23 protein-coding genes are annotated in these 25,010 nt (G+C 62.0%); 13 read left to right on the top strand and 10 right to left on the bottom strand.

What is annotated here, in order from left to right; translation table 11 throughout:
• The first annotated feature begins 34 nt into the window (after window positions 1-34).
• The 3 genes from J2W46_RS08410 (at window position 35) to J2W46_RS08400 (ending at window position 2,825) form a co-directional block, all read left to right on the top strand.
• Complete coding sequence (locus tag J2W46_RS08410; RefSeq protein ID WP_020069197.1) at window positions 35-868, top strand: carbohydrate ABC transporter permease; 834 nt, start codon at window positions 35-37, stop codon at window positions 866-868.
• Complete coding sequence (locus J2W46_RS08405) at window positions 865-1,566, top strand: HAD family hydrolase (RefSeq protein ID WP_020069196.1); 702 nt, start codon at window positions 865-867, stop codon at window positions 1,564-1,566. The genes J2W46_RS08410 and J2W46_RS08405 overlap by 4 nt, the downstream gene beginning before the upstream one ends.
• Window positions 1,567-1,715: 149 nt before the next feature.
• Entirely contained in the window at window positions 1,716-2,825 is a 1,110-nt protein-coding gene (locus tag J2W46_RS08400; RefSeq protein ID WP_288825263.1) for an ABC transporter ATP-binding protein, read from the top strand.
• A gap of 114 nt (window positions 2,826-2,939) precedes the next feature.
• Here the strand turns inward: J2W46_RS08400 and J2W46_RS08395 are convergent, their stop codons facing one another.
• From J2W46_RS08395 to dalD, 3 genes are all read right to left on the bottom strand, one after another.
• Window positions 2,940-3,887, bottom strand: coding sequence for a sugar-binding transcriptional regulator (locus J2W46_RS08395; RefSeq protein WP_020069194.1), 948 nt, complete (start codon window positions 3,885-3,887; stop codon window positions 2,940-2,942).
• 89 nt (window positions 3,888-3,976) lie between these two features.
• Window positions 3,977-5,458: a xylulokinase gene (gene xylB, locus J2W46_RS08390; protein WP_020069193.1), complete on the bottom strand. Its 1,482-nt coding sequence runs from the start codon at window positions 5,456-5,458 to the stop codon at window positions 3,977-3,979.
• Between the two features lie 115 nt (window positions 5,459-5,573).
• Window positions 5,574-6,986: a D-arabinitol 4-dehydrogenase gene (gene dalD / locus J2W46_RS08385; RefSeq protein ID WP_310352784.1), complete on the bottom strand. Its 1,413-nt coding sequence runs from the start codon at window positions 6,984-6,986 to the stop codon at window positions 5,574-5,576.
• Between the two features lie 371 nt (window positions 6,987-7,357).
• On the opposite strand from dalD, the gene J2W46_RS08380 reads away from it, so the two are divergent.
• The 7 genes from J2W46_RS08380 to J2W46_RS08350 all read left to right on the top strand — a co-directional run bounded on the left by J2W46_RS08380 (window position 7,358) and on the right by J2W46_RS08350 (window position 15,462).
• Window positions 7,358-8,338 carry an AraC family transcriptional regulator gene (locus J2W46_RS08380; protein WP_020069191.1) on the top strand — a complete coding sequence of 327 codons (981 nt, stop codon included), beginning with the start codon at window positions 7,358-7,360 and terminating at the stop codon, window positions 8,336-8,338.
• Between the two features lie 123 nt (window positions 8,339-8,461).
• Complete coding sequence (locus J2W46_RS08375; protein WP_087752921.1) at window positions 8,462-9,415, top strand: ABC transporter substrate-binding protein; 954 nt, start codon at window positions 8,462-8,464, stop codon at window positions 9,413-9,415.
• 66 nt (window positions 9,416-9,481) lie between these two features.
• Window positions 9,482-11,002, top strand: coding sequence for a sugar ABC transporter ATP-binding protein (locus J2W46_RS08370; protein ID WP_310352777.1), 1,521 nt, complete (start codon window positions 9,482-9,484; stop codon window positions 11,000-11,002).
• Complete coding sequence (locus J2W46_RS08365; protein WP_020069188.1) at window positions 10,989-11,996, top strand: ABC transporter permease; 1,008 nt, start codon at window positions 10,989-10,991, stop codon at window positions 11,994-11,996. Before J2W46_RS08370 ends, J2W46_RS08365 begins: the two co-directional genes overlap by 14 nt.
• 43 nt (window positions 11,997-12,039) lie before the next feature.
• A complete protein-coding gene (locus tag J2W46_RS08360; protein WP_020069187.1) occupies window positions 12,040-13,137 on the top strand; it encodes an erythritol/L-threitol dehydrogenase in 1,098 nt (365 codons plus the stop codon).
• Window positions 13,138-13,183: 46 nt separating this feature from the next.
• Window positions 13,184-14,728, top strand: coding sequence for an FGGY-family carbohydrate kinase (locus tag J2W46_RS08355; protein WP_020069186.1), 1,545 nt, complete (start codon window positions 13,184-13,186; stop codon window positions 14,726-14,728).
• Complete coding sequence (locus J2W46_RS08350; protein WP_214877802.1) at window positions 14,725-15,462, top strand: SDR family oxidoreductase; 738 nt, start codon at window positions 14,725-14,727, stop codon at window positions 15,460-15,462. The genes J2W46_RS08355 and J2W46_RS08350 overlap by 4 nt, the downstream gene beginning before the upstream one ends.
• Before the next feature lie 109 nt (window positions 15,463-15,571).
• Here J2W46_RS08350 and kynA read toward each other — a convergent pair whose 3' ends face one another.
• From kynA to kynB, 3 genes are read right to left on the bottom strand one after another with little or no spacing between them, the layout of a single operon-like run.
• Window positions 15,572-16,513, bottom strand: coding sequence for a tryptophan 2,3-dioxygenase (gene kynA / locus J2W46_RS08345; protein ID WP_087752917.1), 942 nt, complete (start codon window positions 16,511-16,513; stop codon window positions 15,572-15,574).
• A 10-nt stretch (window positions 16,514-16,523) separates the two neighbouring features.
• A complete protein-coding gene (gene kynU / locus J2W46_RS08340; RefSeq protein WP_087752916.1) occupies window positions 16,524-17,774 on the bottom strand; it encodes a kynureninase in 1,251 nt (416 codons plus the stop codon).
• A 37-nt stretch (window positions 17,775-17,811) separates the two neighbouring features.
• The gene (gene kynB, locus J2W46_RS08335; protein WP_020069182.1) at window positions 17,812-18,450 is read right to left on the bottom strand and encodes an arylformamidase; all 639 of its coding nucleotides are present in this window, start codon (window positions 18,448-18,450) and stop codon (window positions 17,812-17,814) included.
• Between the two features lie 129 nt (window positions 18,451-18,579).
• Between kynB and J2W46_RS08330 the strand changes: the two genes are divergently transcribed.
• The gene (locus J2W46_RS08330) at window positions 18,580-19,095 is read left to right on the top strand and encodes an Lrp/AsnC family transcriptional regulator (RefSeq protein ID WP_020069181.1); all 516 of its coding nucleotides are present in this window, start codon (window positions 18,580-18,582) and stop codon (window positions 19,093-19,095) included.
• A gap of 42 nt (window positions 19,096-19,137) precedes the next feature.
• Here the strand turns inward: J2W46_RS08330 and J2W46_RS08325 are convergent, their stop codons facing one another.
• The gene (locus J2W46_RS08325) at window positions 19,138-19,647 is read right to left on the bottom strand and encodes a flavin reductase family protein (protein WP_027804823.1); all 510 of its coding nucleotides are present in this window, start codon (window positions 19,645-19,647) and stop codon (window positions 19,138-19,140) included.
• Between the two features lie 255 nt (window positions 19,648-19,902).
• Here J2W46_RS08325 and msrA point away from each other — a divergent pair, with 255 nt between their 5' ends.
• Window positions 19,903-20,451 carry a peptide-methionine (S)-S-oxide reductase MsrA gene (msrA, locus tag J2W46_RS08320; RefSeq protein ID WP_020069179.1) on the top strand — a complete coding sequence of 183 codons (549 nt, stop codon included), beginning with the start codon at window positions 19,903-19,905 and terminating at the stop codon, window positions 20,449-20,451.
• On the opposite strand, the gene J2W46_RS08315 is transcribed toward msrA, so the two are convergent.
• From J2W46_RS08315 to pdxH, 3 genes are all read right to left on the bottom strand, one after another.
• A complete protein-coding gene (locus J2W46_RS08315) occupies window positions 20,438-21,856 on the bottom strand; it encodes a DUF72 domain-containing protein (protein WP_310352772.1) in 1,419 nt (472 codons plus the stop codon). The genes msrA and J2W46_RS08315 overlap by 14 nt on opposite strands.
• A 71-nt stretch (window positions 21,857-21,927) precedes the next feature.
• Entirely contained in the window at window positions 21,928-23,142 is a 1,215-nt protein-coding gene (locus tag J2W46_RS08310) for an SAM-dependent methyltransferase (RefSeq protein ID WP_020069177.1), read from the bottom strand.
• Between the two features lie 143 nt (window positions 23,143-23,285).
• Complete coding sequence (gene pdxH / locus J2W46_RS08305; protein WP_310352769.1) at window positions 23,286-23,927, bottom strand: pyridoxamine 5'-phosphate oxidase; 642 nt, start codon at window positions 23,925-23,927, stop codon at window positions 23,286-23,288.
• A gap of 220 nt (window positions 23,928-24,147) precedes the next feature.
• On the opposite strand from pdxH, the gene tcdA reads away from it, so the two are divergent.
• Complete coding sequence (tcdA, locus tag J2W46_RS08300) at window positions 24,148-24,999, top strand: tRNA cyclic N6-threonylcarbamoyladenosine(37) synthase TcdA (RefSeq protein WP_310352767.1); 852 nt, start codon at window positions 24,148-24,150, stop codon at window positions 24,997-24,999.
• The last annotated feature ends 11 nt before the right edge of the window (window positions 25,000-25,010 follow it).

Raw genomic sequence — 25,010 nt, 5'->3', positions numbered from 1 at the left:
GGTTGCCTCTACTCCGGCGTCTACCACGGCGCCCATGACCGTGCCGGCGAAGTCGCCGTTCGCCGCGATCCGTCGCGGCATTCCCGGCGTGCTCGCCTGGTTTGTCGCGCTGCTACTGTTTTTCCCGATCTTCTGGATGACGATCACCGCATTCAAGACGGAACAGCAGGCGTACTCGTCGTCGCTATTTTTTACGCCGACGTTCGACAGTTTTCGCGAGGTATTCGCGCGCAGCAATTACTTTTCGTTCGCATGGAATTCGATCCTGATCTCGGTCGGCGTGACGGTGCTGTGCCTGATTCTCGCCGTGCCGGCCGCCTACGCAATGGCGTTTTTCCCTACGCGTCGCACGCAAAAAGTGCTGCTGTGGATGCTCTCGACCAAGATGATGCCGTCGGTCGGTGTTCTCGTGCCGATCTATCTGCTGTGGAAAAACAGCGGCTTGCTCGATACGGTTTCCGGTCTCGTGATCGTCTATACGCTGATCAATCTGCCGATTGCGGTGTGGATGTCTTTCACGTACTTCGCCGAAATTCCACGCGACATTCTGGAAGCGGGCCGTATCGACGGCGCGGCGACCTGGCAGGAAATCGTCTATCTGCTGATGCCGATGGCGCTGCCGGGGCTCGCTTCCACCGCGCTACTGCTCGTGATCCTTTCGTGGAACGAAGCATTCTGGAGCATCAACCTGTCGAGTTCCAACGCAGCGCCACTCACGGTTTTCATCGCGTCGTATTCCAGTCCTGAAGGCTTATTCTGGGCCAAGCTGTCCGCGGCTTCGCTGCTTGCGGTCGCGCCGATCCTGATCGTCGGCTGGCTCTCGCAGAAGCAACTCGTGCGCGGCCTCACGTTCGGGGCGGTCAAATGACGGCAGGCACCAGTGCAGGAAATTTCGCGCTGATCTGCGATTGCGACGGTGTATTGATCGACAGCGAGGCGGTGGCTGCGCGCATGCTCGTGCATGAGCTCGAAGCGCGCTGGCCAGGCGCGGATATCGAACCGGTCGTGCTGCCGTTACTTGGATTGCGCATCGAAAAAGTGCTGGAGGGCACGGCGATGCAACTCGGCAAAAGCCTCGGTCTCGACGACATCGACGCGATTCGCCGCTCCGTGGAAGCGGCGGCGATGCAGGCGCCGGCAGTGCAGGGCATCGAGCAGGCGCTGGCGCAGGTCCCGCTCATCAAAGGCTGCGCGAGCAATAGTTTTCGGCCTTACGTGCAGACTGTTCTTGCGCGTACGGGACTCGTGAGATTTTTCGGCGACCGTCTGTTTTGCGCCGACAGCGTGCCCAATCCGAAGCCCGCACCCGACGTCTATCTGGCCGCGGCGGAAGGTTTGCGGCTCGCGCCGTCTGCATGCCTCGTGGTCGAAGACAGCGTGACCGGTGTCACGGCGGCGAGCGCGGCGGGAATGACGGTGCTGGGATTCATCGGCGGCGGTCATGCGAGCGACGCGCAAATCGACAAACTGCATGCGGCCGGTGCCCGGCATGTATTCGACGACATGCATCAGCTGCCGGAACTGGTCGCGCAGTGGACGTTGAGCGCGACGGCCGCGGCGCCGTAAGCGCGGGCGGCTCGGCGCACGATGCACGACGAACGTGCGACCAGCAAAGCTGGCAACGCGCAAATGCAACGCAAGCGCAAACGCAAACGCAAGCGCAAACGCAACGTGGCAACACACGAGCAACACACAGCATTACACGGAGACACATCATGGCAAGCGTAACTCTGCGCAATATCCGGAAGGCCTACGACGACACCGAAGTGATGCGCGACATCAACCTCGACATCGCGGACGGCGAATTCGTCGTGTTCGTAGGTCCGAGCGGTTGCGGTAAATCGACGCTGATGCGGATGATCGCCGGCCTCGAAGATATCAGCGGCGGCGACCTCACCATCGACGGCACGCGCATGAACGACGTGCCGCCTGCGAAGCGCGGTATTGCGATGGTGTTCCAGTCGTACGCGCTGTATCCGCACATGACGCTGTACGACAACATGGCGTTCGGCCTGAAGCTCGCCGGCACGAAGAAGCCGGAGATCGACGCGGCCGTGCGCAACGCCGCGAAGATTCTGCATATCGATCATCTATTGGACCGTAAGCCCAAGCAGCTATCGGGCGGTCAGCGGCAGCGCGTCGCAATCGGCCGCGCGATCACCCGCAAGCCGAAAGTGTTTCTGTTCGACGAACCGCTGTCGAATCTCGACGCCGCGTTGCGCGTGAAAATGCGGCTGGAATTTGCGCGCCTGCATGACGAACTGAAGACCACGATGATCTACGTGACGCACGATCAGGTCGAAGCGATGACGCTCGCCGACAAGATCGTCGTGCTGTCTGCGGGCAATCTCGAACAGGTCGGCAGCCCGACCATGTTGTATCACGCGCCGGCCAATCGTTTCGTCGCGGGTTTCATCGGCTCGCCAAAAATGAATTTCATGGAAGGCGTCGTGCAATCGGTCACGCACGACGGCGTGACGGTGCGCTATGAAACCGGCGAGACGCAACGCGTCGCGGTAGAGCCTGGCGCGGTCAAGCAGGGCGACAAAGTGACGGTGGGCATCCGCCCCGAGCACTTGCATGTCGGTATGACGGACGACGGTGTATCGGCCCGCACGATGGCCGTCGAATCGCTCGGCGACGCAGCGTATCTGTACGCGGAGTCGAGCGTCGCCCCGGACGGTCTGATTGCACGCATTCCGCCGCTTGAACGTCATGCGAAGGGCGAGACGCAAAAGCTCGGCGCGACGCCCGAGCATTGCCATCTGTTCGATAGCGAAGGCAAGGCGTTCCAGCGCAAGATCGTCGAAGTATTGGCGGCTTGACGTGGCGGGAAGGCGCGAGTGCGACCTTCCTGCTGTTTGTTCCAACGATACGGCGGCCTGCGCATGTGGGTGCGCGCTGAGCTAACGCCCCGCTCAAATACGCCGGGCGCTCTTTTAAGCTTCGAGAGCCGCCCGCGCGCACAGTTCGTCGGTAACGAGCCCCGACAGCCAGCCGCCCTTGAGCACTGCAATCAGTGCTTCACGCTTGCGCTTGCCGCCCGCAAAACCAATGGTAGGCCGCAGCGGCGGCGAATCGATTTCAATGCTCGTCACGCGCCGGCCAGTCGGCGATTCGACGCGGGCACCGGCCGCGTCGATGGGCAGCCCGAGCATTTCGGCCACCGCGCCGTTCTGCATCAGTTCCTTCACTTCCGCCGACGTAATGAAGCCGTCCTCGTGCAGCGGGCATTTCGGCCCGATATTGCCGATGCCGACGAACGCGACGTCCGCTTGCGCCGACAGCGATTCGACGATCCGATAGAGCCGGTGATTGCACCACTGCGCACGTTCGGCCTCGGTATCGGCAATCAACGGCGCGGGCAGCAGAAAATGCTTGCCTCCGGTCTTCTCCGAAATGTGCAGCGCGACGTCATAGCGGTTCGAGGAGCCGTCCTGAGCGATGGCTCCGACCATCGACACCAGCCGATGCTGCGGACGGTCTAGCTGGGCGATCTGATCGACCGCGGCTTTGAGTGTCCGGCCGCTGCTCACCGCAACTACCATCGGCTTTTCTTCGGCGAGGTAACGTTCCATGACCTGCGCGCCCGCGACCGCGAGTTTGCGATCGACTTCATCGGGCGTGTCGCTGTCGATCGGCACCACCTCGCACATGGCGAGACCGTAGCGTTTCGACAGCTGATCGGCGAGCGACAAACAATCCGCCAACTGGTGATCGACACGTACGCGGATCAGATTTTTTTCCACCGCGAACGCGACGAGCCGTTGCGCGACCGGGCGCGACACCTGCAGCTTCTCGGCGATCTCGTTCTGGGTATTGCCCGCGACGTAGTAAAGCCACGCGGCGCGAGTAGCAAGATCTAGTTTTTCTGTGGACTTGGGCACGGTGACGATTCGCTTGAAGGGCGCCGATAGTGGCAGCCGGCGCTCGCCTTCAGGCGCCGCCGGTTGCGGTTTGCGCTGTTGCTATGCGTTCAGGCGAGCCGCTCGCGCGCGGGGTCGAATAGCGGCCGCACATGACGGTACAGCGCACGATATGCATCGAGTCGCGTCCGCAATTCAGCGTGGCGGCGCGGGTTCGGTGTGAACTCCTTTTCGATCGGCGGTTTGCTGAGCACGGTCGCCGGATCGCCGCCCGCCGCGAGCCAGCCGAGACGCGCCGCGCCGAGCGCCGCACCCGTCTCGCCGCCGCCATGCTTGCGCGTGGCGGTGTCGAGCGCGTCGGCGAGCAGCTGTGCCCAGTAGTCGCTGCGTGCGCCGCCGCCGAGCAACGACAGCGCCTTTGCTTCGGTGCCGGCTGCGCGCAGCGCGTCGAGACCGTCGGTGAGTGCGAGTGTCACGCCTTCGAGCACCGCGTAGCCGAGCAGCGCACGATCCGTTGCGTGGTTCATGCCGAAGAACACGCCCTGCGCATACGGGTCGTTGTGCGGCGTGCGCTCGCCGGACAGGTATGGCAAGAAGAGCGGTGCGGTGGTGAGCGCTTCTGCGGGCAGTGCTTCTATTTCAGCGAGCAGCGTGGGTTCGTCGGTCGAGGTGAGCTTGCACACCCAACGCAAACAGCTTGCCGCCGACAAGACCACGCTCATCTGATGCCAGCGGTCTGGAATCGCGTGGCAGAACGCGTGCACAGCGGAAGCAGGATTCGGCCGGAAGCTGTCGCCGACCACGCACAATACGCCAGACGTGCCGAGCGATACGAAACCGTCGCCCGGCTGCGTCGCGCCGATGCCGATTGCGCTGGTTGCGTTGTCGCCGCCGCCCGCCGCGACGATCACGCCGTCGGCCAGACCGTATTCGCGCGCGAGTTCCGGCAACAACGTGCCGGACGGCGCACTGCCTTCGGCGAGGCTCGGCATCTGCGCGCGTGTCATGTTGCACGCTGCAAGCAGCGAATCGGACCAGTCGCGTTTTGCGACGTCGAGCCACAGCGTGCCGGCTGCATCCGACGGGTCGGACACCTTGCCGCCTGTCAGCTGCAAACGCAGGTAGTCTTTCGGCAGAAGCACGCACGCGGTGCGTGCAAAGATGTCGGGTTCGTGACGCGCGACCCACAACAGTTTCGGCGCGGTGAAACCCGGCATGGCGAGATTGCCTGCGACGCTATGCAGGTCGGGCGCGCGTTCCGTGAGTTCGGCGCACTCCTTGTCGCTGCGCATGTCGTTCCAGAGAATCGCGGGCCGCAGCACGCGGTCTTCGGCATCCAGCAGCACGGCGCCGTGCATCTGCCCGGAAAGGCCAATGCCGCGAATCTGGGCGAACTCGTCCGGATGTTTCGCGCGCAATGCGGCGAGCGCACTCTGCGTGCCGGCCCACCAGTCTTCGGGATTCTGTTCCGCCCAGCGTTGATGCGGACGCGAAACCGTGAACGGAGAGCCTGCGGTGCCGATCACGCGTCCGTTGGAGGCGAGCAGCAGGACTTTCACTTCGGACGTGCCGAGGTCGATGCCGAGATACATGGGCGGAAAACCTTCGTCGTAAGAGATGCGCTACTTTAGCCGCACACGGCGCGCGGTGCCATGCGCATTAAGCCTGGCACCGCGCGTGAATTCGAACGTGGATGTACGGTGTTTCTTACGCGTGCGCACGTTTGGCGAGCCAGACGTCGACACGCGCCAATGCACCGGCCAAAGCAGATTCCAGCTCCGGCGTTTGCGCCATGCTGCCCCACAGCAGGCGATCTGCCGCGAATGCCTGCAAAGGATCGGGAGCGGCGAAGAAGCCGCGCGCGACGCGCTCGTCCATCACGCCGTCCTGATACGTGTAAGGCAGCGTGCCCGCCTGCCAGCGCTCCAGGAAGCGGAAGAAGAGTGCCGGCAGCATCGCGGTGGCTGCGGGCGTTACGCCGCGCTCGAAACATTCGGCAAGCGTCGGCGCGATGAAGCCAGGCAGTTTGGAAAAGCCGTCGGCGGCGACGCGCTGGTTGGTGTCCTGGATATAAGGATTGCCGAAGCGTTCGAGCACGACATCGCGATAACGCTCCAGGTCGAGCGGACTCGGCGACAGGCAGGGAATCACGTCTTCGGTCACGTAGTCGAACGCGAACTTGCGAATGTCTGCGTCTTGTGTGCCTTCGTGGATGTAGTTCAGGCCCACCAGCGTCCCGGCCCACGCGATGCAGCTATGTGTCGCGTTGAGTATGCGGATCTTCGCTTCTTCGTACGGCAGTACCGAATCGACCAGTTCCGCACCGACTTTCTCCCATGCCGGGCGGCCCGCTATGAAGCGCTCTTCGATCACCCATTGAATGAACGCTTCGCCCATTACCGGGCACGCGTCGTCCACGCCCGTCGCGGCCTTCACACGTTCTCTCACGTCAGGTGTCGGGCGCGGCGTGATGCGGTCGACCATCGAGCTTGGACACGCGGTATTGTCGTCGAACCATTGCGCCAGTTCGCCCGCGCCGCGTAGTTCGAGAAACGCGCTCATGCCCGCATGAAAACGCTCGCCGTTGCGCCGCAGGTTGTCGCAGGTTTGCAGCGTGACCGGACCCGCGCCGTTTTTCATGCGCGCTTCGAGAATCGCCGCGAGCGCGCCGTAGATGGTGGTATGTCCGCCTTTGAGGTCGGTCGAGAGATCGGGGTTGGCCGTGTCGAGCTGGTCATGTTCGTCGAGGTAGTAGCCGCCTTCGGTCACCGTGAACGAGATGATCTTGCAGGCCGGATCGGCACCGGCTTCGATCAGCGCGTCGAGGCTTTCGGTCCACGGCACGACGCGCTCGATCGAGCGGATCATCTCGTACGCGCGTTCGCCCTGAGGCGTGACGGTTTCGAGTGTATAGACGCCATCTTGTGCTGCGAGCGCTTCGAGCACCGCGTTCATGTCGCTGCGGATATTGCCCACGGTGAGCGACCAGTGCGGTTCGCCCGGCAGTTTCGCTTCGTTCAACCTGTGGAGATACCACGCCTGATGCGCGCGATGAAACGATCCCGCGCCGATATGCAGGATTACGTGTGCGGCCGCGCCGCTATCTTGCCCGCTGCTCATGTGCGTCTCCATGTATCTGGCTCGCGCGGCTTGTCGCGCGCGTCTTTTCTTCAGTTAGAGCATTTGCTCTGTATGTGAGCGAATGATCGTACCCAGCGAAATGAAAGTCAAGGCGGCTGCACAGGGTTTTCGTGGCGCAGCGCGGCGGCGCGTGGCCGCCCGAAACGTTGAATGTCCGGGCGACGCGCTTCGTCGCGCGTTTTTGCATTGCATCATTCTTGACGTTGAACCCGCCAGGACTTACCCGAATGCAAAAAAGTATCGGTCCGCAGTCTCATTTTTAGTGGTGGCTTACGCGTTTGGAGGCTACTTTTCGCTGTACACGAAGAAGACGAGCGGCATCCTTGTGAGCCGCATCATGGAGGCAGACAGTGCAACCCGATCTGGAGATCGTGGCCGTACGCCGCGACGAGTCGTTCAAAGTGTGGTCGCACGGCTATCCGTATCGCACGGTGCGCTGGCACTTTCACCCGGAGTACGAGATTCATCTGATCGTGGCGACCACGGGCAAGATGTTCGTCGGCGATCACATCAGCAGCTTTGCGCCGGGCAACCTCGTGTTGATGGGCCCGAACCTGCCGCACAACTGGGTGAGCGACGTGCCCGAAGGCGAGAGCATCGCGCAGCGCAATCTCGTCGTGCAGTTCGGCCAGGAGTTCGTGTCGAGCTGCCTCGAAAGCTTCCCCGAGTGGCGTCAGGTCGAGGCGCTGCTCGCCGACTCGCGCCGCGGCGTGTCGTTCGGCGCCCGCACGAGCGCCGCGATCCAGCCGCTCTTCCTCGAATTGCTGGCGGCGCGCGGACTGCGCCGTCTCGTGCTCTTCATGTCGATGCTCGAAATCCTGATGGGCGCAGAAGATCGCGAGACGCTTGCGAGTCCCGCGTATCAGGCCGACTCAACGGGCTTTGCATCGACGCGCATCAATCATGTGCTCTCGTATATCGGCAAGAACCTCGCGAACGAGTTGCGGGAATCGGATCTCGCACAACTGGCGGGTCAGAGCGTGAGCGCCTTTTCCCGTTATTTCCGCCGGCATACGGGCTTGCCGTTCGTGCAATACGTGAACCGCATGCGCATCAATCTCGCATGCCAGTTGCTCACCGATAGCGAACTGAGCGTCACCGACATCTGCTTCAAAGCGGGCTTTAACAACCTGTCGAATTTCAACCGGCAGTTTCTCGCGGTGAAAGGCATGGCGCCTTCGAGGTTCCGCCGTTATCAGCAACTGAACGACGCGAGCCGCGATGCATCCGAAGAAGCCGCGGCACGCGGCGCGGGCATCGACGATGCGCCCGCCATCGTGCTCGCGCCGGGTCTGCCGCGTCCTGCCGCCTCTGCGTATCCGCCAACGTAACGCCTACGTTGTTCATACGCCTCGCTTGCCAGCAAGGCGTTCTGCTTCACCTGTGTTTCAACACGTATCGCGCTGCCCGACGGCAGCGTGACGGACGTGCTCACTTCAAGAACGGAGACAACCATGACGCAAACCACCTTCAAACACGCATCGTTGAACACTTTCGCGCGGCGCGGCGCGTTGTTCGCGAGCCTCGCATTCAGCCTGTCCATGATCGCGGCGCCTGCCGCGCAGGCCGCGCCGCTCAAGATCGGCATGACGTTTCAGGAACTGAATAATCCGTACTTCGTGACGATGCAGAAGGCGCTCAACGACGCGGCCGCGTCGACCGGCGCGACGGTGATCGTGACCGACGCGCATCACGACGTGAGCAAACAGGTGAGCGACGTCGAAGACATGCTGCAGAAGAAGATCGACATTCTGCTCGTGAATCCGACCGATTCGACCGGCATTCAATCGGCGGTGACGTCGGCGAAGAAAGCGGGCGTCGTGGTCGTCGCGGTGGATGCGAACGCTAATGGTCCGGTCGACTCGTTCGTCGGCTCGAAGAACTTCGACGCTGGACAGATGGCCTGTGAGTATCTGTCGAAGTCGATCGGCGGCAGCGGCGAAGTGGCGATTCTCGACGGCATTCCGGTCGTGCCGATTCTCGAGCGCGTGCGCGGCTGCAAGGCCGCGCTTGCGAAGTCGCCCGGCGTAAAGCTCGTGGATACGCAGAACGGCAAGCAGGAACGCGCGACGGCGCTCTCGGTGACCGAAAACATGATCCAGGCGCATCCGAATCTGAAGGGCGTGTTCAGCGTGAACGACGGCGGATCGATGGGCGCGTTATCGGCGATCGAGTCGTCGGGTAAAGACATCAAGCTGACGAGCGTCGACGGTGCGCCCGAAGCGATTGCCGCGATTCAGAAGCCGAATTCGAAATTCGTCGAGACGTCTGCGCAATTTCCTGCTGACCAGGTGCGTATCGCACTGGGCATCGCGTACGCGAAGAAGTGGGGCGCCAATGTGCCGAAAGCGATTCCCGTCGACGTGAAGATGATCGACAAGAGCAATGCCAAGGGTTTTAGCTGGTAAGCCGAATGCCCGCTGCCGCGCTTCGATTCCTGATGCGCGCGGTGGCGGGCAGTGATGGAGCACCCGATGGACACGATACTCAAGCTCGACAACATCACCAAGAGCTTTCCCGGCGTGAAAGCGTTGCAAGGCATTCACCTCGAGATCGCACGCGGCGAGATTCATGCGCTGCTCGGCGAGAACGGCGCGGGCAAATCGACGTTGATGAAAATCTTGTGCGGCATTTATCAGCCGGACGAAGGCACGATCACGATCGAAGGCGAGCCGCGCCACTTCGCGAACTATCACGATGCGGTGGCTGCGGGCGTCGGCATCGTATTTCAGGAGTTCAGTCTGATTCCGTATTTGAACGCCGTGGAGAACATGTTCCTCGGCCGCGAAATGAAGAATGGCCTGGGTCTGCTCAATCGCGGCGGGATGCGGCGCGCGGCTGCGGAAATTTTCGGGCGGCTTGGCGTTTCGATCGACCTGTCGGTGCCTATTCGCGAGCTCTCGGTCGCGCAGCAGCAATTCGTCGAAATCGGCAAGGCGTTGTCGCTCGAAGCGCGCATCCTTATTCTCGATGAGCCGACTGCGACGCTCACGCCTGCCGAAGCGGAGCATCTCTTTGCAATCATGCGCGACCTGAAAAAGCAGGGCGTCGCGATGATCTTCATCTCTCACCACCTCGAGGAAATTTTCGAAGTATGCGATCGCATCACGGTGTTGCGCGACGGCCAGTATGTCGGCATGACGGAAGTTGCGCAGTCCGACGTGGGCCGTCTCGTCGAGATGATGGTGGGGCGCCGCATCGAAAGCAGCTTTCCGCCAAAGCCGCCGTTGCGGCCCGACGCGAAAGTCGTGCTGGACGTGCAGAAGCTGCAGCTGCTGAAAGACAGCCCGATGCTGCAATTCACGCTGCGCGAAGGCGAGATTCTCGGCTTCGCCGGACTGGTCGGTTCGGGCCGCACCGAAACCGCGCTCGCCGTGATCGGCGCAGATCCGGCCTACGTGAAGGAGATTCGCATCAACGGCGAGGCTGCGAATCTGTCCGATCCGGCCGACGCGTTGCGCGCGGGCGTGGGGATTCTTCCTGAAAGCCGCAAGACGGAAGGGCTGATTACGGACTTCTCGATCAAGCAGAACATCTCGATCAACAACCTCGGCAAGTATCGCTCGCTGCGGTTCTTCATCGATCAGCGCAGCGAAGCGCGCGCCACCGCCGACATCATGAAGCGCGTCGGTGTGAAAGCGCCGACCATGCACACCGAAGTCGCGACGCTCTCGGGTGGCAACCAGCAGAAAGTGGTGATTGCGCGTTGGCTAAACCATCACACCAACATCCTGATCTTCGACGAACCGACGCGCGGCATCGACGTCGGCGCGAAGGCGGAGATCTATTTGCTGATGCGCGAACTCACTGCGCGAGGCTATTCGATCATCATGATTTCGTCCGAACTACCGGAGATCGTCGGCATGTGCGACCGCGTCGCCGTGTTCCGCCAGGGCCGCATCGAGGCACTGCTCGATGGCGACCAGATCGACTCTAACGCCGTGATGACCTATGCAACCGCCGGCACTCGTGGAGCCCAGCATGAACACGCCTAATCCTTCTTCTTCGCCGAAAACATCGACTGTCAGTAGTGACACGCCCGGCGCGCCGGTGCGCTTTACATGGGCCGCGTTGAAGCGCTCCACGCTGTTCTATCCGTTCATCGGCTTGCTCGTTGTCTGCATCGTCATGGTGTTCGCGAGCGATAGCTTCCTCTCGGGCGCGAACATCGAGAACGTGCTGCGTCAGGTGTCGATCAACGCAATCATCGCGGTCGGCATGACGTGCGTGATTCTGACTGGCGGCATCGATCTGTCCGTGGGCTCCGTGATGGCGCTGGCCGGCACGCTCGCCGCCGGCTTGATGGTGGCCGGCATGAATGCGCTCGCTGCGTTGGCGGTGGGCGTTGCGGTCGGCCTCGGCTTCGGCGCGGCCAACGGTTTCTTCGTCGCGTTCGCCGGCATGCCGCCGATCATCGTGACACTTGCGACCATGGGCATTGCGCGCGGTCTGGCGCTGATCTACACAGGCGGCTATCCGATCGACGGTTTGCCCGACTGGGTGAGCTTTTTCGGCAGCGGCAAGATTCTCGGCATTCAGGCACCTGTGGTGATCATGGCGGTGATCTATGTCATCGCGTGGGTGTTGCTGGAGCGCATGCCGTTTGGCCGCTACGTGTATGCCATCGGCGGCAATGAACAGGCGACGCGTCTATCCGGCGTGCGCGTAGCGCGCGTAAAGCTGATCGTCTACACGATCGCAGGTTTGACGTCCTCGTTCGCCGCCATCGTATTGACCGCACGTTTGATGAGCGGCCAGCCGAATGCGGGCGTGGGTTTCGAACTCGACGCCATTGCCGCCGTGGTAATGGGCGGTACTTCGATTTCCGGCGGACGCGGCTCGATCATCGGCACGTTGATCGGCGCGCTGCTGCTCGGCGTGTTGAACAACGGGCTGAACATGGTCGGCGTGAATCCGTATGTGCAGAACGTGATCAAGGGCGGAATCATTCTGCTCGCGATTTACATCAGCCGTGACCGTAGAAAGTAAGGCTCGAATTTCCATCTGATCTCCACTTCAGGCAGGATTTGCAATGACGAATCAATCTACTTCATCCGACCAGCAGAACATGACAGCGATTGTTTGCCACGCACCGAAGGACTATCGCGTGGAACAGGTAGCGAAACCGCGTGCGGGAGCGCACGAACTGGTGATCCGTATCGCCGCGTGCGGCATCTGCGCGAGCGACTGCAAATGCCATTCGGGCGCGAAAATGTTCTGGGGCGGTCCAAGCCCGTGGGTCAAGGCGCCGGTGATTCCGGGCCACGAGTTCTTCGGCTTCGTGCAGGAACTCGGAGACGGCGCGGCCGAGCATTTCGGCGTCAAGGTCGGCGACCGTGTGATCGCGGAACAGATCGTGCCGTGCGCAAAGTGCCGCTATTGCAAGTCGGGCCAATACTGGATGTGCGAAGTGCACAACATCTTCGGGTTCCAGCGCGAAGTCGCGGACGGCGGCATGGCCGAGTACATGCGTATTCCGCCGACTGCAATCGTCCACAAGATTCCCGACGGTATCTCACTCGAAGACGCTGCGATCATCGAGCCGCTCGCGTGCGCAATTCACACCGTCAATCGCGGCGAGTTGCAGCTGGACGACGTCGTCGTGATTGCCGGCGCGGGGCCGCTCGGATTGATGATGACGCAAGTCGCGCATCTGAAGACGCCGAAGAAGCTCGTGGTGATCGACCTCGTGGAAGAACGCCTCGCGCTTGCGCGCGAATACGGCGCGGATGTCACGATCAATCCAAAAACTGACGACGCGCTCGCGATCATCCATTCGCTTACCGACGGCTACGGCTGCGACGTATATATTGAAACGACCGGTGCGCCGATCGGCGTGAATCAGGGCATGGATCTGATCCGCAAGCTCGGGCGCTTTGTCGAGTTCTCGGTGTTTGGCGCGGATACGACGCTCGACTGGTCGGTGATCGGCGATCGCAAGGAACTCGACGTGCGCGGCGCGCATCTCGGGCCGTATTGCTATCCGATTGCGATCGACCTGCTCGCGCGCGGGCTCGTTACGTCGAAAGGGATTGTCACGCACGGCTTTTCGCTGGAAGAATGGGATGAGGCGATCAAGATCGCCAATTCGCTCGATTCGATCAAAGTACTCATGAAGCCGCGCGCCTGAGCCTGCGCCTGGGCGGAAACCGGAGCGGCATATAAACGGAGACTGTATGGATTACGTCATCGGCGTGGATATCGGCACGCAGAGCACGAAGGCACTGCTCGTGGATCAGCATGGCGCCATCGTCGCGCACCATGCGTCGAGCTATCAGCCGGATACGCCCAGGCCGCTATGGGCGGAACAGTGGCCCGCCGTGTGGTTCAAGGCGGTCACGGAATGCATTGCCGCGTGCGTTCGCAAGGCAAAGGAGGCGGGCGTCGCGGCAAATTCCATCAAGGCCGTGTGCGTGAGCAGTCTGTATGGCGGCTCGGGCATTCCTGTCGATAGCGATATGCGTCCGCTCTATCCCTGCCTGATATGGATGGACCGGCGTGCGACCGATCAGGTCGAGTGGGTGCGCAACAACGTCGACCTCGATCGGCTTTATACGATCACCGGCAACGGCGTGGACAGCTATTACGGCTACACGAAGATGCTGTGGCTGCGCGATCACGAGCCGGACGTATGGGCGCAAACACGTTATTTTCTTCCGCCGAATGCGTATGTGATCTACATGCTGACCGGCGAGATTGCCGTCGATCACAGTTCCGCGGGCAATATCGGCGGTATTTACGACATCGCGAAGCGCGACTGGTCGGACGAGGCGCTCGACATGCTCGGCATTCCCGCAACGATGATGCCGGAGCGCCTCGTTGAATCGTCCGAAGTCGTCGGAAGCCTGCTGTCGCAGTGGACCGAAGAACTGGGACTCGCCGCAGGCACGGCGATCGTCGCGGGTGGTGTGGACGCAGCCGTCGCAACGTTCGCGGCCGGCGTGAGCCGCGCGGGGCAGCATGTGGCGATGATCGGCACCAGCATGTGCTGGGGATACATCAATCAGACGGTGGACGCCCGCCACGGATTGATCAGCATGCCTCACGTTTTCAACGGCCAGCGCGACATTTATGTATTCGGCGGTGCGATTACCGCCGGGGCGTCCGTGACCTGGTATCGCGATCAGTTCTGCCACGCGGAGATCGAAGCCGCGCGCGCGACGCCTCACGGCGATCCGCATCGGCTGCTAGAAGACAACGCCGCGAAGGTGCCGGCCGGGTCCGACGGCGTGATGTTTTTGCCGTATCTGATGGGCGAACGCAGTCCGGTCTGGGACGCGAAGGCGAGCGGCGCATTCGTCGGCCTCAGTCTGTTCCATACGCGCGCGCATCTTTATCGCGCGGTACTGGAGGGCGTGTCGTTCGCGTTGAAGCACAACATAGAGGCAGGCCGCAAGGGCGCGCAGTCGCTGGAAGACAAGCTGGTGGTGGTCGGCGGCGCGGCGCATTCCGACTTGTGGATGCAGATCATCGCCGACATCACCGGCTATCCGGTCTACACCATCGAGCAGGAAGTGGAGGCGGCCATGGGCGCCGCATTGCTCGCGGCGCTGGGCGTCGGACTGGTTTCGCAGGAAGCGGCGCAGGGAGGATGGGTCACGCTGGTCGAGCGTGCGCAACCGGACGCCGCGCGAATGGCGCTTTACGAACAGCGCTTCGGCATCTACACGGATCTCTATCCGGCATTGAAGCCGGTCATGCATCGCTTGCAAACATCATGAATGCTACTTTCGATTTTTCTGGCCGCTCGATACTGGTGACGGGCGCTTCGAGCGGAATCGGCCGCGCGACGGTCGAGATGTTGTGCGCTTGCGGCGCGAACGTGGTGGCGGCGGCGCGCAATGTCAGCGAGCTTGCGCGCCTCGCTGAAGAGACCGGCTGCGAGCCGTTGATGCTCGATGTAAGCGATGAAGCTGCAATCGACGATGCGTTTGCGTCGCTCGGTCCCTTCGACGGTCTCGTGAATTGCGCAGGAATCGCGTTGCTCGAACGGGCAGTGGATACCACGGCCGCGAGTTTCGATCGCGTGATGGCAGTGAACACGCGCGGCGCAGTGCTGGTTGCGAAGCATGTCGCGCGAGGAATGATCGAGGCAAAGCGGGCTGGCAGCATCGTCAACGTGTCGAGTCAGGCGGCGCTCGTCGCGCTCGACGATCATCTGAGCTATTCGGCTTCAAAAGCGGCAATGGATGCGGTGACGCGGGCCTTGTGTATCGAATTGGGGCCGTTCGGAATTCGCGCGAATAGCGTTAATCCCACTGTGACGTTGACACCTATGGCCGTGCAGGCCTGGAGCGATCCTGTGAAGCGCGAACCTGCTCTCAAGGCTATTCCACTCGGACGGTTCGCCGAGCCCGCTGAAGTGGCTTCGGTCGTGGCGTTCTTGTTGAGCGATGCGGCTTCTATGGTGAGTGGGGTTTCGTTGGCTGTCGATGGGGGATTTACTGCGAGGTGATTGGGGGCTCGTGGCAATTGTTGTTCTTCAACCCTTGGCCCTTCCTTGATGTCACCGTGGTTTATGTGCGCTGCCCCGTGCGGGGCAGCGCACAGCGCCTACAACACAACTACAACATAGTCCTGACATGCCAAAGCTCAGGAAACAGCACCACGTCGAGCATTTTGCGCAGATACGGCGCCCCACTAGTCCCGCCCGTGCCCTGCTTGAATCCAATGATCCGCTCGACCGTAGTCACATGCCTGAACCGCCACTGCCGGAAAGCATCCTCGAGATCGACCAGTTCTTCGGCCATCTCGTACAACTCCCAGTGCTTCGAAGGATTGCGATAAACCTCCAGCCAGGCCGCTTCAACGGAAGCATCATGAACCGTCGGCTGCGTCCAGTCGCGCGCGAGCCGTGAAGGGGAGATCGCAAAGCCGCGACGCGCCAGCAGCTTCACTACTTCATCGTAGAAGGACGGGGACTCGAGAGACGCCTTCACCTCGGCGAGCACTTCAGCACGGTGCGCATGCGGCTTTAGCATCTGCTCGTTCTTGTTGCCAAGCAGAAACTCGATCTGCCGATACTGGTAAGACTGAAACCCCGACGAACTGCCCAGATAAGGACGCATCGACGTGTATTCGGAAGGCGTCATCGTTGCAAGTACGCTCCAGGCTTGCACCAGTTGCTCCATGATCCGCGAGACGCGGGCAAGCATCTTGAACGCCGGAGGCAACTCATCGCGATGCACAGCGCCCAGCGCGGCGCGCAACTCGTAGAGCGCGAGCTTCATCCACAGTTCGCTTGTCTGATGCTGAATGATGAACAGCATCTCGTTGTGATCGGGCGACAAAGGATGTTGCGCATCCAGCACCGTGCCGAGCGACAGGTAATCGCCGTAACTCATCGACTCGGAGAAGTCGAGTTGTGCGTCGTGCCAGCCATCGGCTGAAGCAGCTTCTGTAGCCGGCCCGTCAGCGGAAGCGGACGCAGCGCGCCCATGACCGAACGGGCAACCTTGCGCAGGTTTTTCTTCGGGCAAGCCCGGTGTTTGCATGTGATCGTTCATCGCGCGCTCCTCAGGTCACCGCGCCGCGCGCGGCGAATTCGGGTGCTCGCCAGGTCTCGCGCACGAGCACCTCGCGCAACGTTTCGACGGCATCCCATACATCGACGAAGCGCGTATACAGCGGCGTGAAGCCGAAGCGCAATACGTGCGGCTCGCGATAATCGCCGATCACGCCGCGCGCAATCAACGCCTGCATGACCTCGTAACCATGCGGATGTTCGAAGCTCGCATGCGAGCCGCGCTGTGAATGTGCGCGCGGCGTGACGAGCTTCAACGGAAATTCGCTGCAACGTGTCTCGACCAGTTCGATGAACAGATCGGTCAGCGCAAGCGACTTGCGGCGAATCGCCTGCATGTCGGTCTGCAGGAAAACATCGAGTCCGCATTCGACGAGCGCCATCGAGACCATTGGCTGCGTGCCGCACAGAAAGCGGCCAATGCCGTCATCGGGCTGATACGCGGGGTCCATTTTGAACGGCGCGCGATGCCCCCACCAGCCGGAGAGCGGTTGCGCAAACTCGTTCTGATGGCGCTGCGGCACCCAGACGAATGCGGGCGAACCCGGTCCGCCGTTCAGGTATTTGTACGTGCAACCCACGGCATAGTCGGCACCCACGCCGTTCAGATCGACCGGCACGGCGCCGGCCGAATGCGCGAGATCCCACAGCGCCAGCGCGCCCTGGTCGTGGATCAGTCTGGTCAACGCGGCCATGTCGTGCATGTAGCCGGTGCGGTAGTTGACGTGAGTGATCATCGCGAGCGCGGTGTCTTCGCCGATCGCCTCGGGTAACTCGGACGGGTCGTCGACGAGTCGAAGTTCATAGCCGCGGTCGAGCTGCTCGATCAAGCCCTGCGCGATGTAAAGGTCCGTGGGAAAGTTAGAGCGCTCCGAGACGATCACGCGGCGCTTCGGGTCGCGTGCGTTCGCGAGCCGCAGCGCGGCCGACAGCAGCTTGAACAGATTGATCGAAATCGTATCGGTGACGACCACTTCGTTTTCAGCGGCGCCGATCAACGGCGCAAGCTTGTTGCCGAGGCGCCGCGGCAACGCGAACCAGCCCGCGGCGTTCCAGCTGCGGATCAAACCCTCGCCCCATTCGGCGGCGATCACGGTTTGTGCGCGTTGCGCCGCTGCGGCGGGCGGCACACCCAGCGAATTGCCGTCGAGGTAAATAGTGGTCGCAGACAACGCGAACTGGTCGCGTAATGTTGCGAGCGGGTCGGCGCTATCGAGCGCCAATGCTTCTTCGCGGTGTTTCATGGTGGTCTCGTTCAGTCGGATGATGCGGATTCAACAATCAGTGCGCGTCTGGGAGCGCGCGAAGCACTGCGCGCACGGGGCTTGCGTCGAGCGTGGTCAGTTTCAGCGGCAGCGCGATCAGCTCGTAGTCGCCGGGAGCGACGTCGTCGAGAACGATGCCTTCAAGAATGGCCATGCCGTGCGCGCGAACGCGGTGATGCGCGTCCATCGTTTTCGATTCCTGTGGATCGAGCGAAGGCGTGTCGATGCCGATCAGCTTCACGCCGTTCGCCGCCAGCAGGTCGATCGTCTCAGGCGCGACGGCGCAGAAGCCGCTGTCCCACGCCGCAGTCGGCGCATTTCTGTAAGTTCGCAGTAAGACTCGCGGTGGCAAGTCGCCCTGCAAACCATCCAGGTGTTGTGGCGTCACAACAGGCGAGGCGCCGATGCAATGAATCACGCGGCATCGTCCGAGGTAGATGTCGAGCGGTACATGGCCAATCGCGGCGCCTGCTGCGTCGTAGTGCAAGGGGGCGTCGGTATGGGCGCCGGTGTGCGGCGAGAGAGTCAGGCGTGCGACGTTTACAGGCGACCCGGCCTCGATTCGCCAGACGCGCTCGATGCCAACGGGGGTGTCGCCAGGCCAGACCGGCGTTGCCGTATCGACGGCGGGGGTGATGTCCCAGAGTGTCTGCATGTCTCCATCTGCGGTTGATGTCTATAGGGAATGATAGGTGTCTGACCGCGAAATGTGATTGCGAAAAAATCTCCTTCCGAGCCGTGTCTTGGAACATAATTTGAGACAAATGGGAAAGGGAGACCGAATATGAACGCGATCTCGCTCGACGCCACCGATTGCCGTATTTTGGCGGTGCTCCAGCAAGAAGGACGAATCAGCAATCTCGATCTCGCGGAGCGCATCTCGCTGTCGCCGTCGGCGTGCCTGCGGCGCTTGCGTCTACTGGAAGAGCAGGGTGTCATCGAACACTACCGCGCGTGTCTGAACCGCGAGGTGTTGGGGTTCGAACTGGAAGCGTTCGTGCAGGTGTCGATGCGCAACGACCAGCAGAACTGGCACGAGCGCTTTGCCGATGCGCTGCGCGATTGGCCGGAAGTGGTCGGCGCCTTTGTCGTGACGGGGGAGACGCACTACCTGCTGCGCGTTCTTGCGCACAACCTCAAGCACTATTCGGATTTCGTCCTGGAGCGTCTCTATAAGGCGCCGGGAGTGATGGATATTCGCTCGAATATCGTGCTGCAGACTTTGAAGGAAGATTCGGGCGTGCCGGTGTCGCTGGTCACGAAAACCGGCGGGCACGGCGCGCCGCACAACGACCGTTGAGGCGCTGCCTCGCGTTGGCGCCGTTGCAGGCGCTAAAAACGGTTACAGCGGTTTGAGCCCGTGAAACTGGCCGTTCTGAAACACGAGCGGCGCGATCTCCGCCGCATTCTCATGCACCCCGCAACGCTCCACCTCGCCGACGAAAATCACGTGGTCGCCTTCTTCGTAACGGCTGCGGTTGTGGCACTCGAACCAGGCTAGCGCGCCGTCGAGTACCGGCATGCCCGTGTCGCCCGCCGCGTGCGATACGCCTTCGAACCGATCGCCTTTGACGGTGGCAAAGCGCTTGCATAGATCCAGTTGCGACGAGGCCAGCACATTGACGACGTAATGGCTGTTCGTGCGGAACACCGGCATGGACGCCGAGCGCGTTGCGAGGCTCCACAGCACGAGCGGCGGGTCGAGCGAAACCGAATTAAACGAACTGGCGGTGATGCCGATCAACTGCCCTGACGCCGCACGCGTTGTGATCACGGTGACGCCGGTAGCAAACTGGCTGAGCGCCTGCCGGAAGGCGGCCTGGTCGAAATTGGGCGGGCTGGCTCGCTTCATTGCGCGCAGGCCGTGGATGCACGTAGACGGGAGGCCGCGTTAAAGCGCTTGCCCGCACAGCGGGAAACAGATAATTCGAAAGTCATAGTGAAAATCGTCGATTTGCCCCAATTTTAACTGCAATCGCGATGCACCGGCCGGACACAGAACGGCGCATCGCAAAACCCGCTAAGCTGAACACTGCGCCGGCACCATAAGCGCTGTGGCGAAGCGGAAGCGGCATAGGCCGATCACGAGCTTGAAGGAGCGAGCAGCATGAGTCAGACAGGCGAAGTCGCCACCTTGGGTGGCGGGTGTTTCTGGTGCCTCGAAGCGGTTTATCTGGGCGTCGAGGGAGTGAACTCCGTGGAGTCGGGCTATGCAGGCGGCGAGACGCAGCGTCCGACATATGAACAGGTGTGCGATGGCGCGACGGGCCACGCCGAAGTCGTCAAGGTGGACTTCGATCCGGCGAAGATCGGCTATCGCGAGATTCTGGATATATTCTTCGCGATCCACGATCCGACGCAGTTGAACCGTCAAGGTAACGACGTCGGCACGCAATACCGCTCAGTGATCTTCACGCACTCCGACGCGCAGCGCGAGACGGCTTTGCAGGCAATCCGCGAGATCGGCGAGCAGGGCATCTACGACGGCCAGATCGTCACGCAGGTACTGCCGCTCGACGGCAACTACTGGCCCGCCGAGGCCTATCATCAGAACTATTTTGCGCAGCATCCGAATCAGGGCTACTGCTCGTTCGTGGTCGCGCCGAAGGTCGCGAAGTTCCGTCAGAAGTTCGCGCACCGCATCAAGGCGAGCTGACGGGGAGTGCGCCGAGATATTCGTGCTCGTGTGCAAGCCGCGCACAGGCTTCGACGATCTCGCGCGCCAGTTCCACACAACTGAGCGGCGCTGAGCCTTCAGCCTTGTTGTTGACCGCGATCACCACCGGCTGTCCGGCAAGCGCATAACGCGCGGCCAGTTCGGCGAGCGACGCGCGCGTCGCAGGGTCCTGATCGACGAGCCGGTCGAACGGCTCGTACTTCGCCTTTGCCTGCTCATACTTGAATCCGCCATGCAGGCTCCAGCGAACGATTAGCGGCCCGGCCGGTTCGCCGTCCAGCAGCGCGAGCGCCGCCGCCTGCCGCAGAGGGTCGGGCATCCGCGCATGGATGCCCACGCAGTAGCGCACGCCCGCCGCTTTGAGCGTACGAATGAAGCGAGGCGTGAGCAGACTGGCGTCGCGGATTTCGATTGCATAGCAGGTGCCTTGCGGCAGCTTCGGCAGCGCCATCAGAAAGTCGCCGAGCCGTTCTATGAACGCGGCCGGCTGCGCGAGCATCTGGTCGGGCAGCGGCGACAGCTGGAACACCAGCGCCCCGGCCTTTTCGCCGAGACCTTCCAGACACGGCGTGACGAAGTCGTCGATCGCCATCTGCGCGTTGAGAAAGCATGGGTTCAGCGATACCGGCTCGCCGCGTTCGGCGCGCACGGTTGCGTCGGTGATCGTCATCGGCGCTTTCACGATAAAGCGGAAATGCTCGGGCACCTGCTGCGCGTAGCGCAGGTATTCGGTGACCGTGAGCGCCTGATAGAACGACCGGTCGATGCTGACTGTCTTCAGCAACGGATGCGCGCCGTAAGCGGTGAGGCCGTCACGCGAGAGCTTGCTGTTGCTGTACTCATCGCCGTAGACAATGCCGTTCCAGCCGGGAAACGACCATGTCGATGTGCCGAGGTGCACTTGCGGCGGCAGTTGCGCGGCGAGTGCGAGCACCTCCGGCGAGGGCGGGGCGGCGAGGATCTCCTTCGTGCGCCGCTTCTTTGGCGTATCGGCTGGCGGCGGGTTTGCAGCGGCGGATGTCGGCGCTTCTTCCTGCAGCCGGTCCTGCAGCCGGTCCTGCTGCTCGTCCTGCTGCCAGAGCGACGCGGCGGCGGCTTTCTCCCGCGCACCGCGCCGGCTCGCGGGCTTCGGCACGGGGGCGGAGTTGGCGGCCGGAGACTGAGAGGCGGCCTCTTGCGCGTGTGGCAATGGATCGCCGGACACAGTGCGCGAGGACTTCGCCCGCGCTTCGGTTTCCGCCGATGCAACCGCCAATGCGACCGCCGGTTCCACCGGCATTCCGAATAGATCGAACTGTACCGCTTCGCTTTGCACGTCCGCCTGGAGTGGCGCTTCCGGCTCGCCCGGCGCCTGTTCCACTTCGCTTGTCCCGCTCTGGCCCATCGAGATTCGACCTGCTGTTCAGTAGTTTGCGCCGCGGCGGCACGCTGGTGCACGACGCTGCGGCGCTCACGTCACAGCGGCTTCTCGTACATGTAGCGGCGCGACCACGGCAGGGTTTTAGCGCTGCGGCCGGCCTTCCGGCATACGACCTGATAGATGGAGACGTCGTCGTTTTCGAATGCGTACGCACAGCCGGCCAGATAGACGCGCCAGATGCGGAATTTTTCGTCGTCGACGAGCTTGCGGGCTTCTTCCGCATGCGCCTCGAAATTCTCCGCCCAGATGTCGAGCGTGTGCGCATAGTGACGGCGCAGGCTTTCGACGTCAACCGCTTCGAGCCCGCCGCGCTGCATCGATTCGAGCGCGAGGCTGATGTGCGGCAACTCGCCGTCGGGAAACACATAACGGTCGATGAACTCGCCGCCGCCAAGCGCTGTTTCGCCACTATCCGAGTCGCTCGACGTGATGCCGTGGTTCATCGCGACGCCGTCGTCGGCGAGCAGGTCGTGCATCTTCCTGAAATAACCCGGCAGATTTTTGCGTCCGACGTGCTCGAACATGCCCACACTCGTGATGCGGTCGAACTGCCCTTCGACGTCGCGGTAATCCTGCAGACGAATCTCGATCTGATTTTCGAGGCCCGCAGCTTTCACACGCGCCGTGGCGAGATCGAACTGGTTCTGCGACAGCGTCACGCCCACGCATTGCGCACCGAATTTCTGCGCCGCGCGCAGCACCAGCGCGCCCCAGCCGCAGCCGATGTCGAGCAGGCGCTGCCCCGGCTGCAACTGGATCTTGGTGAGGATGTGGTCGATTTTCTTGATCTGCGCGGTCGCCAGATCTTCATTGCCGTTCTCGAAGTACGCGCACGAGTACACCATGTTCTCGTCGAGCCACAGCTTGTAGAACTCGTTCGAGACGTCGTAGTGATACTGGATCGCCTTCCGGTCCGACGCTTTCGAATGCTGGAAATAGCGCCGCATGCGTGCGAGTTTGCTCGCACTCGTGACGGTATTGCGCGCGAGCTGATAGCCCACGTTGATGATGTCCGAGAGCTTGCCCTCGATGTCGATCTTGCCCTTGACGTACGCCTCGCCCAGATTGTCGAGGCTCGGTTCGAGCAGGTAAGGCAGCGCCGTCGCGCTTTTCACATGCAACGTGACCTGAGGCGCGGCGAACCGCCCGAAGTCGTGTTGCTGGCCGTCCCACAGCACGAGCCGTGCTGGTAAGTCAGCCTTGGTCTTTACTTCTTCCACCCACTGCGCCAGCTTTTTCTCCCAGAACATGCGATCTCTCCGTGTCCGTTGAACTAAAGCGAAGCTTGTGTGGAGCGCAAATCAATGCGGCGCGACTCCCATGCCGCGAGATGCGATCCGTGCGCCGCGCGCTGCTGCGTTGGCTGCGCGCTGGCGGCATTGTTTGTGTCGATTCACGGCGAGAGACGGGAGATCTGCCAGTTGCTGTTCTCGCTTACGCGCGTGTAAAGCAGGCGGTCATGCAGACGCGACGGCCGACCTTGCCAGAATTCGATTGCTTCGGGCACCAAACGATAACCGCCCCAATGCGGCGGACGGGGAGGTTCATCGCCATATTGCAGGCGCATTTCGCGTTCGCGCGTTTCGAGCTGCGATCGGCTTTCAATCACCTGACTCTGATTCGATGCCCATGCGCCGATTCGCGAACCGGCCGGACGAGACGCGAAATACGCGTCGCTTTCTTCCGCGCTCGTTTTGGCGACGCGCCCTTCGATGCGCACCTGCCGCTCGAGCTCGATCCAGTAGAACAGCAGGCTCGCGTACGGATTGGTGGCTAGCTCGCGGCCTTTGCGGCTTTCGTAGTTGGTGAAGAACACGAAGCCCCGTTCGTCGACGCCCTTGATCAACACGATGCGCGCCGAAGGCCGGCCGCGCGAGTCGACGGTGGCGAGCGTCATCGTGTTCGGTTCGGGCAGCTTCGCGTCGACAGCCTGTTGAAACCAGACGTCGAATTGCCGGAACGGGTTGCGATCTGCGTCGCCGATGTCCAGAGAACCCAGCGAATAGTTTTTTCGAAGTTCGGCGAGTGAGGTCATGTTGTTATGCGAACGCTACAGTCAGGGCAGTATAGCTAAGGCATTAATTTTTTGCGCGCGACTGGGTCAAGCGCGACGCAGGCCCGGCGTGCATGATCGGGTAATGCCCCGGAGCGCGACAGGGTGATTGCGGCGGCAATGCTCATGCAGGCGTTCAGGCAAAATACGGCTGCGCGATCTAGAAGCGCGTCCGTTTCCTGCCTGTTCAATGAGTCCCATCATGTCGACCACCGCGCAATCTGATCTTACTACCAGCCTCGACGGGAGTGAAACCGCCGACCGTGCGCGGCGCTTCGGCGGCATTGCGCGTCTGTACGGCGCGCCGGCGCTCGCCGCTTTCGAAAGCGCGCATGTCGCGGTGATCGGCATCGGCGGAGTCGGGTCGTGGGTGGCCGAAGCGTTGGCGCGCAGCGCTGTCGGCACACTGACGCTGATCGATCTCGACAATGTCGCCGAGAGCAACACGAACCGGCAGATTCACGCGCTTGACGGCAACTACGGAAAACCGAAAGTCGAAGCGATGGCTGAGCGCATCGCGGCAATCAATCCGTTCTGCGACGTGCGCCTCGTCGAAGACTTTGTCGAGCCCGACAATTTCGCGGCGACGCTCGGCGGCGGCTTCGACTATGTGATCGACGCGATTGACAGCGTGCGCACCAAAACCGCGCTGATCGCGTGGTGCGTCGAGCGCAAGCAGCCGTTGATCACGATTGGCGGCGCGGGCGGCCAGCTGGATCCGACGCGCATTCGCATCGACGATCTTGCGTTGACGATTCAGGACCCGTTGCTGTCCAAGGTGCGTGAGCAGTTGCGGAAACAGCATGGGTTTCCGCGCGGGCCGAAAGCGAAATTCAAGGTGAGCGCGGTGTATTCGGACGAGCCGCTCATCTACCCGGAGGCGGCGGTCTGCGATATCGATGCGGAAGCGGAGCACGTCACCACGTCGCCCGGTCATACGGGGCCGATCGGCCTGAACTGTGCGGGCTTCGGTTCGAGCGTTTGCGTGACGGCGAGTTTTGGTTTCGCCGCCGCCGCGCATGTGCTGCGTGCCTTGGCGAAACAGGCGGGGTGATGCGTTTCTGG

The sequence above is a fragment of the Paraburkholderia strydomiana genome, from assembly GCF_031456815.1.
Taxonomy (GTDB): Bacteria; Pseudomonadota; Gammaproteobacteria; order Burkholderiales; family Burkholderiaceae; genus Paraburkholderia; species Paraburkholderia caledonica.
This window is presented reverse-complemented; position numbering and strand designations above follow the sequence as displayed.

What these genes read in the sequence shown, in the direction of transcription:
- J2W46_RS08410 (WP_020069197.1), top strand. Translation starts at nt 35, where the DNA reads ATGACCGTGCCGGCGAAGTCGCCGTTCGCCGCGATCCGTCGCGGCATT.
- J2W46_RS08405 (WP_020069196.1), top strand. Translation starts at nt 865, where the DNA reads ATGACGGCAGGCACCAGTGCAGGAAATTTCGCGCTGATCTGCGATTGC.
- J2W46_RS08400 (WP_288825263.1), top strand. Translation starts at nt 1,716, where the DNA reads ATGGCAAGCGTAACTCTGCGCAATATCCGGAAGGCCTACGACGACACC.
- xylB (WP_020069193.1), bottom strand. Translation starts at nt 5,458, where the DNA reads ATGTATCTCGGCATCGACCTCGGCACGTCCGAAGTGAAAGTCCTGCTG.
- dalD (WP_310352784.1), bottom strand. Translation starts at nt 6,986, where the DNA reads ATGAGCAGCGGGCAAGATAGCGGCGCGGCCGCACACGTAATCCTGCAT.
- J2W46_RS08375 (WP_087752921.1), top strand. Translation starts at nt 8,462, where the DNA reads ATGACGCAAACCACCTTCAAACACGCATCGTTGAACACTTTCGCGCGG.
- J2W46_RS08370 (WP_310352777.1), top strand. Translation starts at nt 9,482, where the DNA reads ATGGACACGATACTCAAGCTCGACAACATCACCAAGAGCTTTCCCGGC.
- J2W46_RS08365 (WP_020069188.1), top strand. Translation starts at nt 10,989, where the DNA reads ATGAACACGCCTAATCCTTCTTCTTCGCCGAAAACATCGACTGTCAGT.
- J2W46_RS08360 (WP_020069187.1), top strand. Translation starts at nt 12,040, where the DNA reads ATGACGAATCAATCTACTTCATCCGACCAGCAGAACATGACAGCGATT.
- J2W46_RS08355 (WP_020069186.1), top strand. Translation starts at nt 13,184, where the DNA reads ATGGATTACGTCATCGGCGTGGATATCGGCACGCAGAGCACGAAGGCA.
- J2W46_RS08350 (WP_214877802.1), top strand. Translation starts at nt 14,725, where the DNA reads ATGAATGCTACTTTCGATTTTTCTGGCCGCTCGATACTGGTGACGGGC.
- kynA (WP_087752917.1), bottom strand. Translation starts at nt 16,513, where the DNA reads ATGAACGATCACATGCAAACACCGGGCTTGCCCGAAGAAAAACCTGCG.
- kynU (WP_087752916.1), bottom strand. Translation starts at nt 17,774, where the DNA reads ATGAAACACCGCGAAGAAGCATTGGCGCTCGATAGCGCCGACCCGCTC.
- kynB (WP_020069182.1), bottom strand. Translation starts at nt 18,450, where the DNA reads ATGCAGACACTCTGGGACATCACCCCCGCCGTCGATACGGCAACGCCG.
- J2W46_RS08330 (WP_020069181.1), top strand. Translation starts at nt 18,580, where the DNA reads ATGAACGCGATCTCGCTCGACGCCACCGATTGCCGTATTTTGGCGGTG.
- J2W46_RS08325 (WP_027804823.1), bottom strand. Translation starts at nt 19,647, where the DNA reads ATGAAGCGAGCCAGCCCGCCCAATTTCGACCAGGCCGCCTTCCGGCAG.
- msrA (WP_020069179.1), top strand. Translation starts at nt 19,903, where the DNA reads ATGAGTCAGACAGGCGAAGTCGCCACCTTGGGTGGCGGGTGTTTCTGG.
- J2W46_RS08315 (WP_310352772.1), bottom strand. Translation starts at nt 21,856, where the DNA reads ATGGGCCAGAGCGGGACAAGCGAAGTGGAACAGGCGCCGGGCGAGCCG.
- J2W46_RS08310 (WP_020069177.1), bottom strand. Translation starts at nt 23,142, where the DNA reads ATGTTCTGGGAGAAAAAGCTGGCGCAGTGGGTGGAAGAAGTAAAGACC.
- pdxH (WP_310352769.1), bottom strand. Translation starts at nt 23,927, where the DNA reads ATGACCTCACTCGCCGAACTTCGAAAAAACTATTCGCTGGGTTCTCTG.
- tcdA (WP_310352767.1), top strand. Translation starts at nt 24,148, where the DNA reads ATGTCGACCACCGCGCAATCTGATCTTACTACCAGCCTCGACGGGAGT.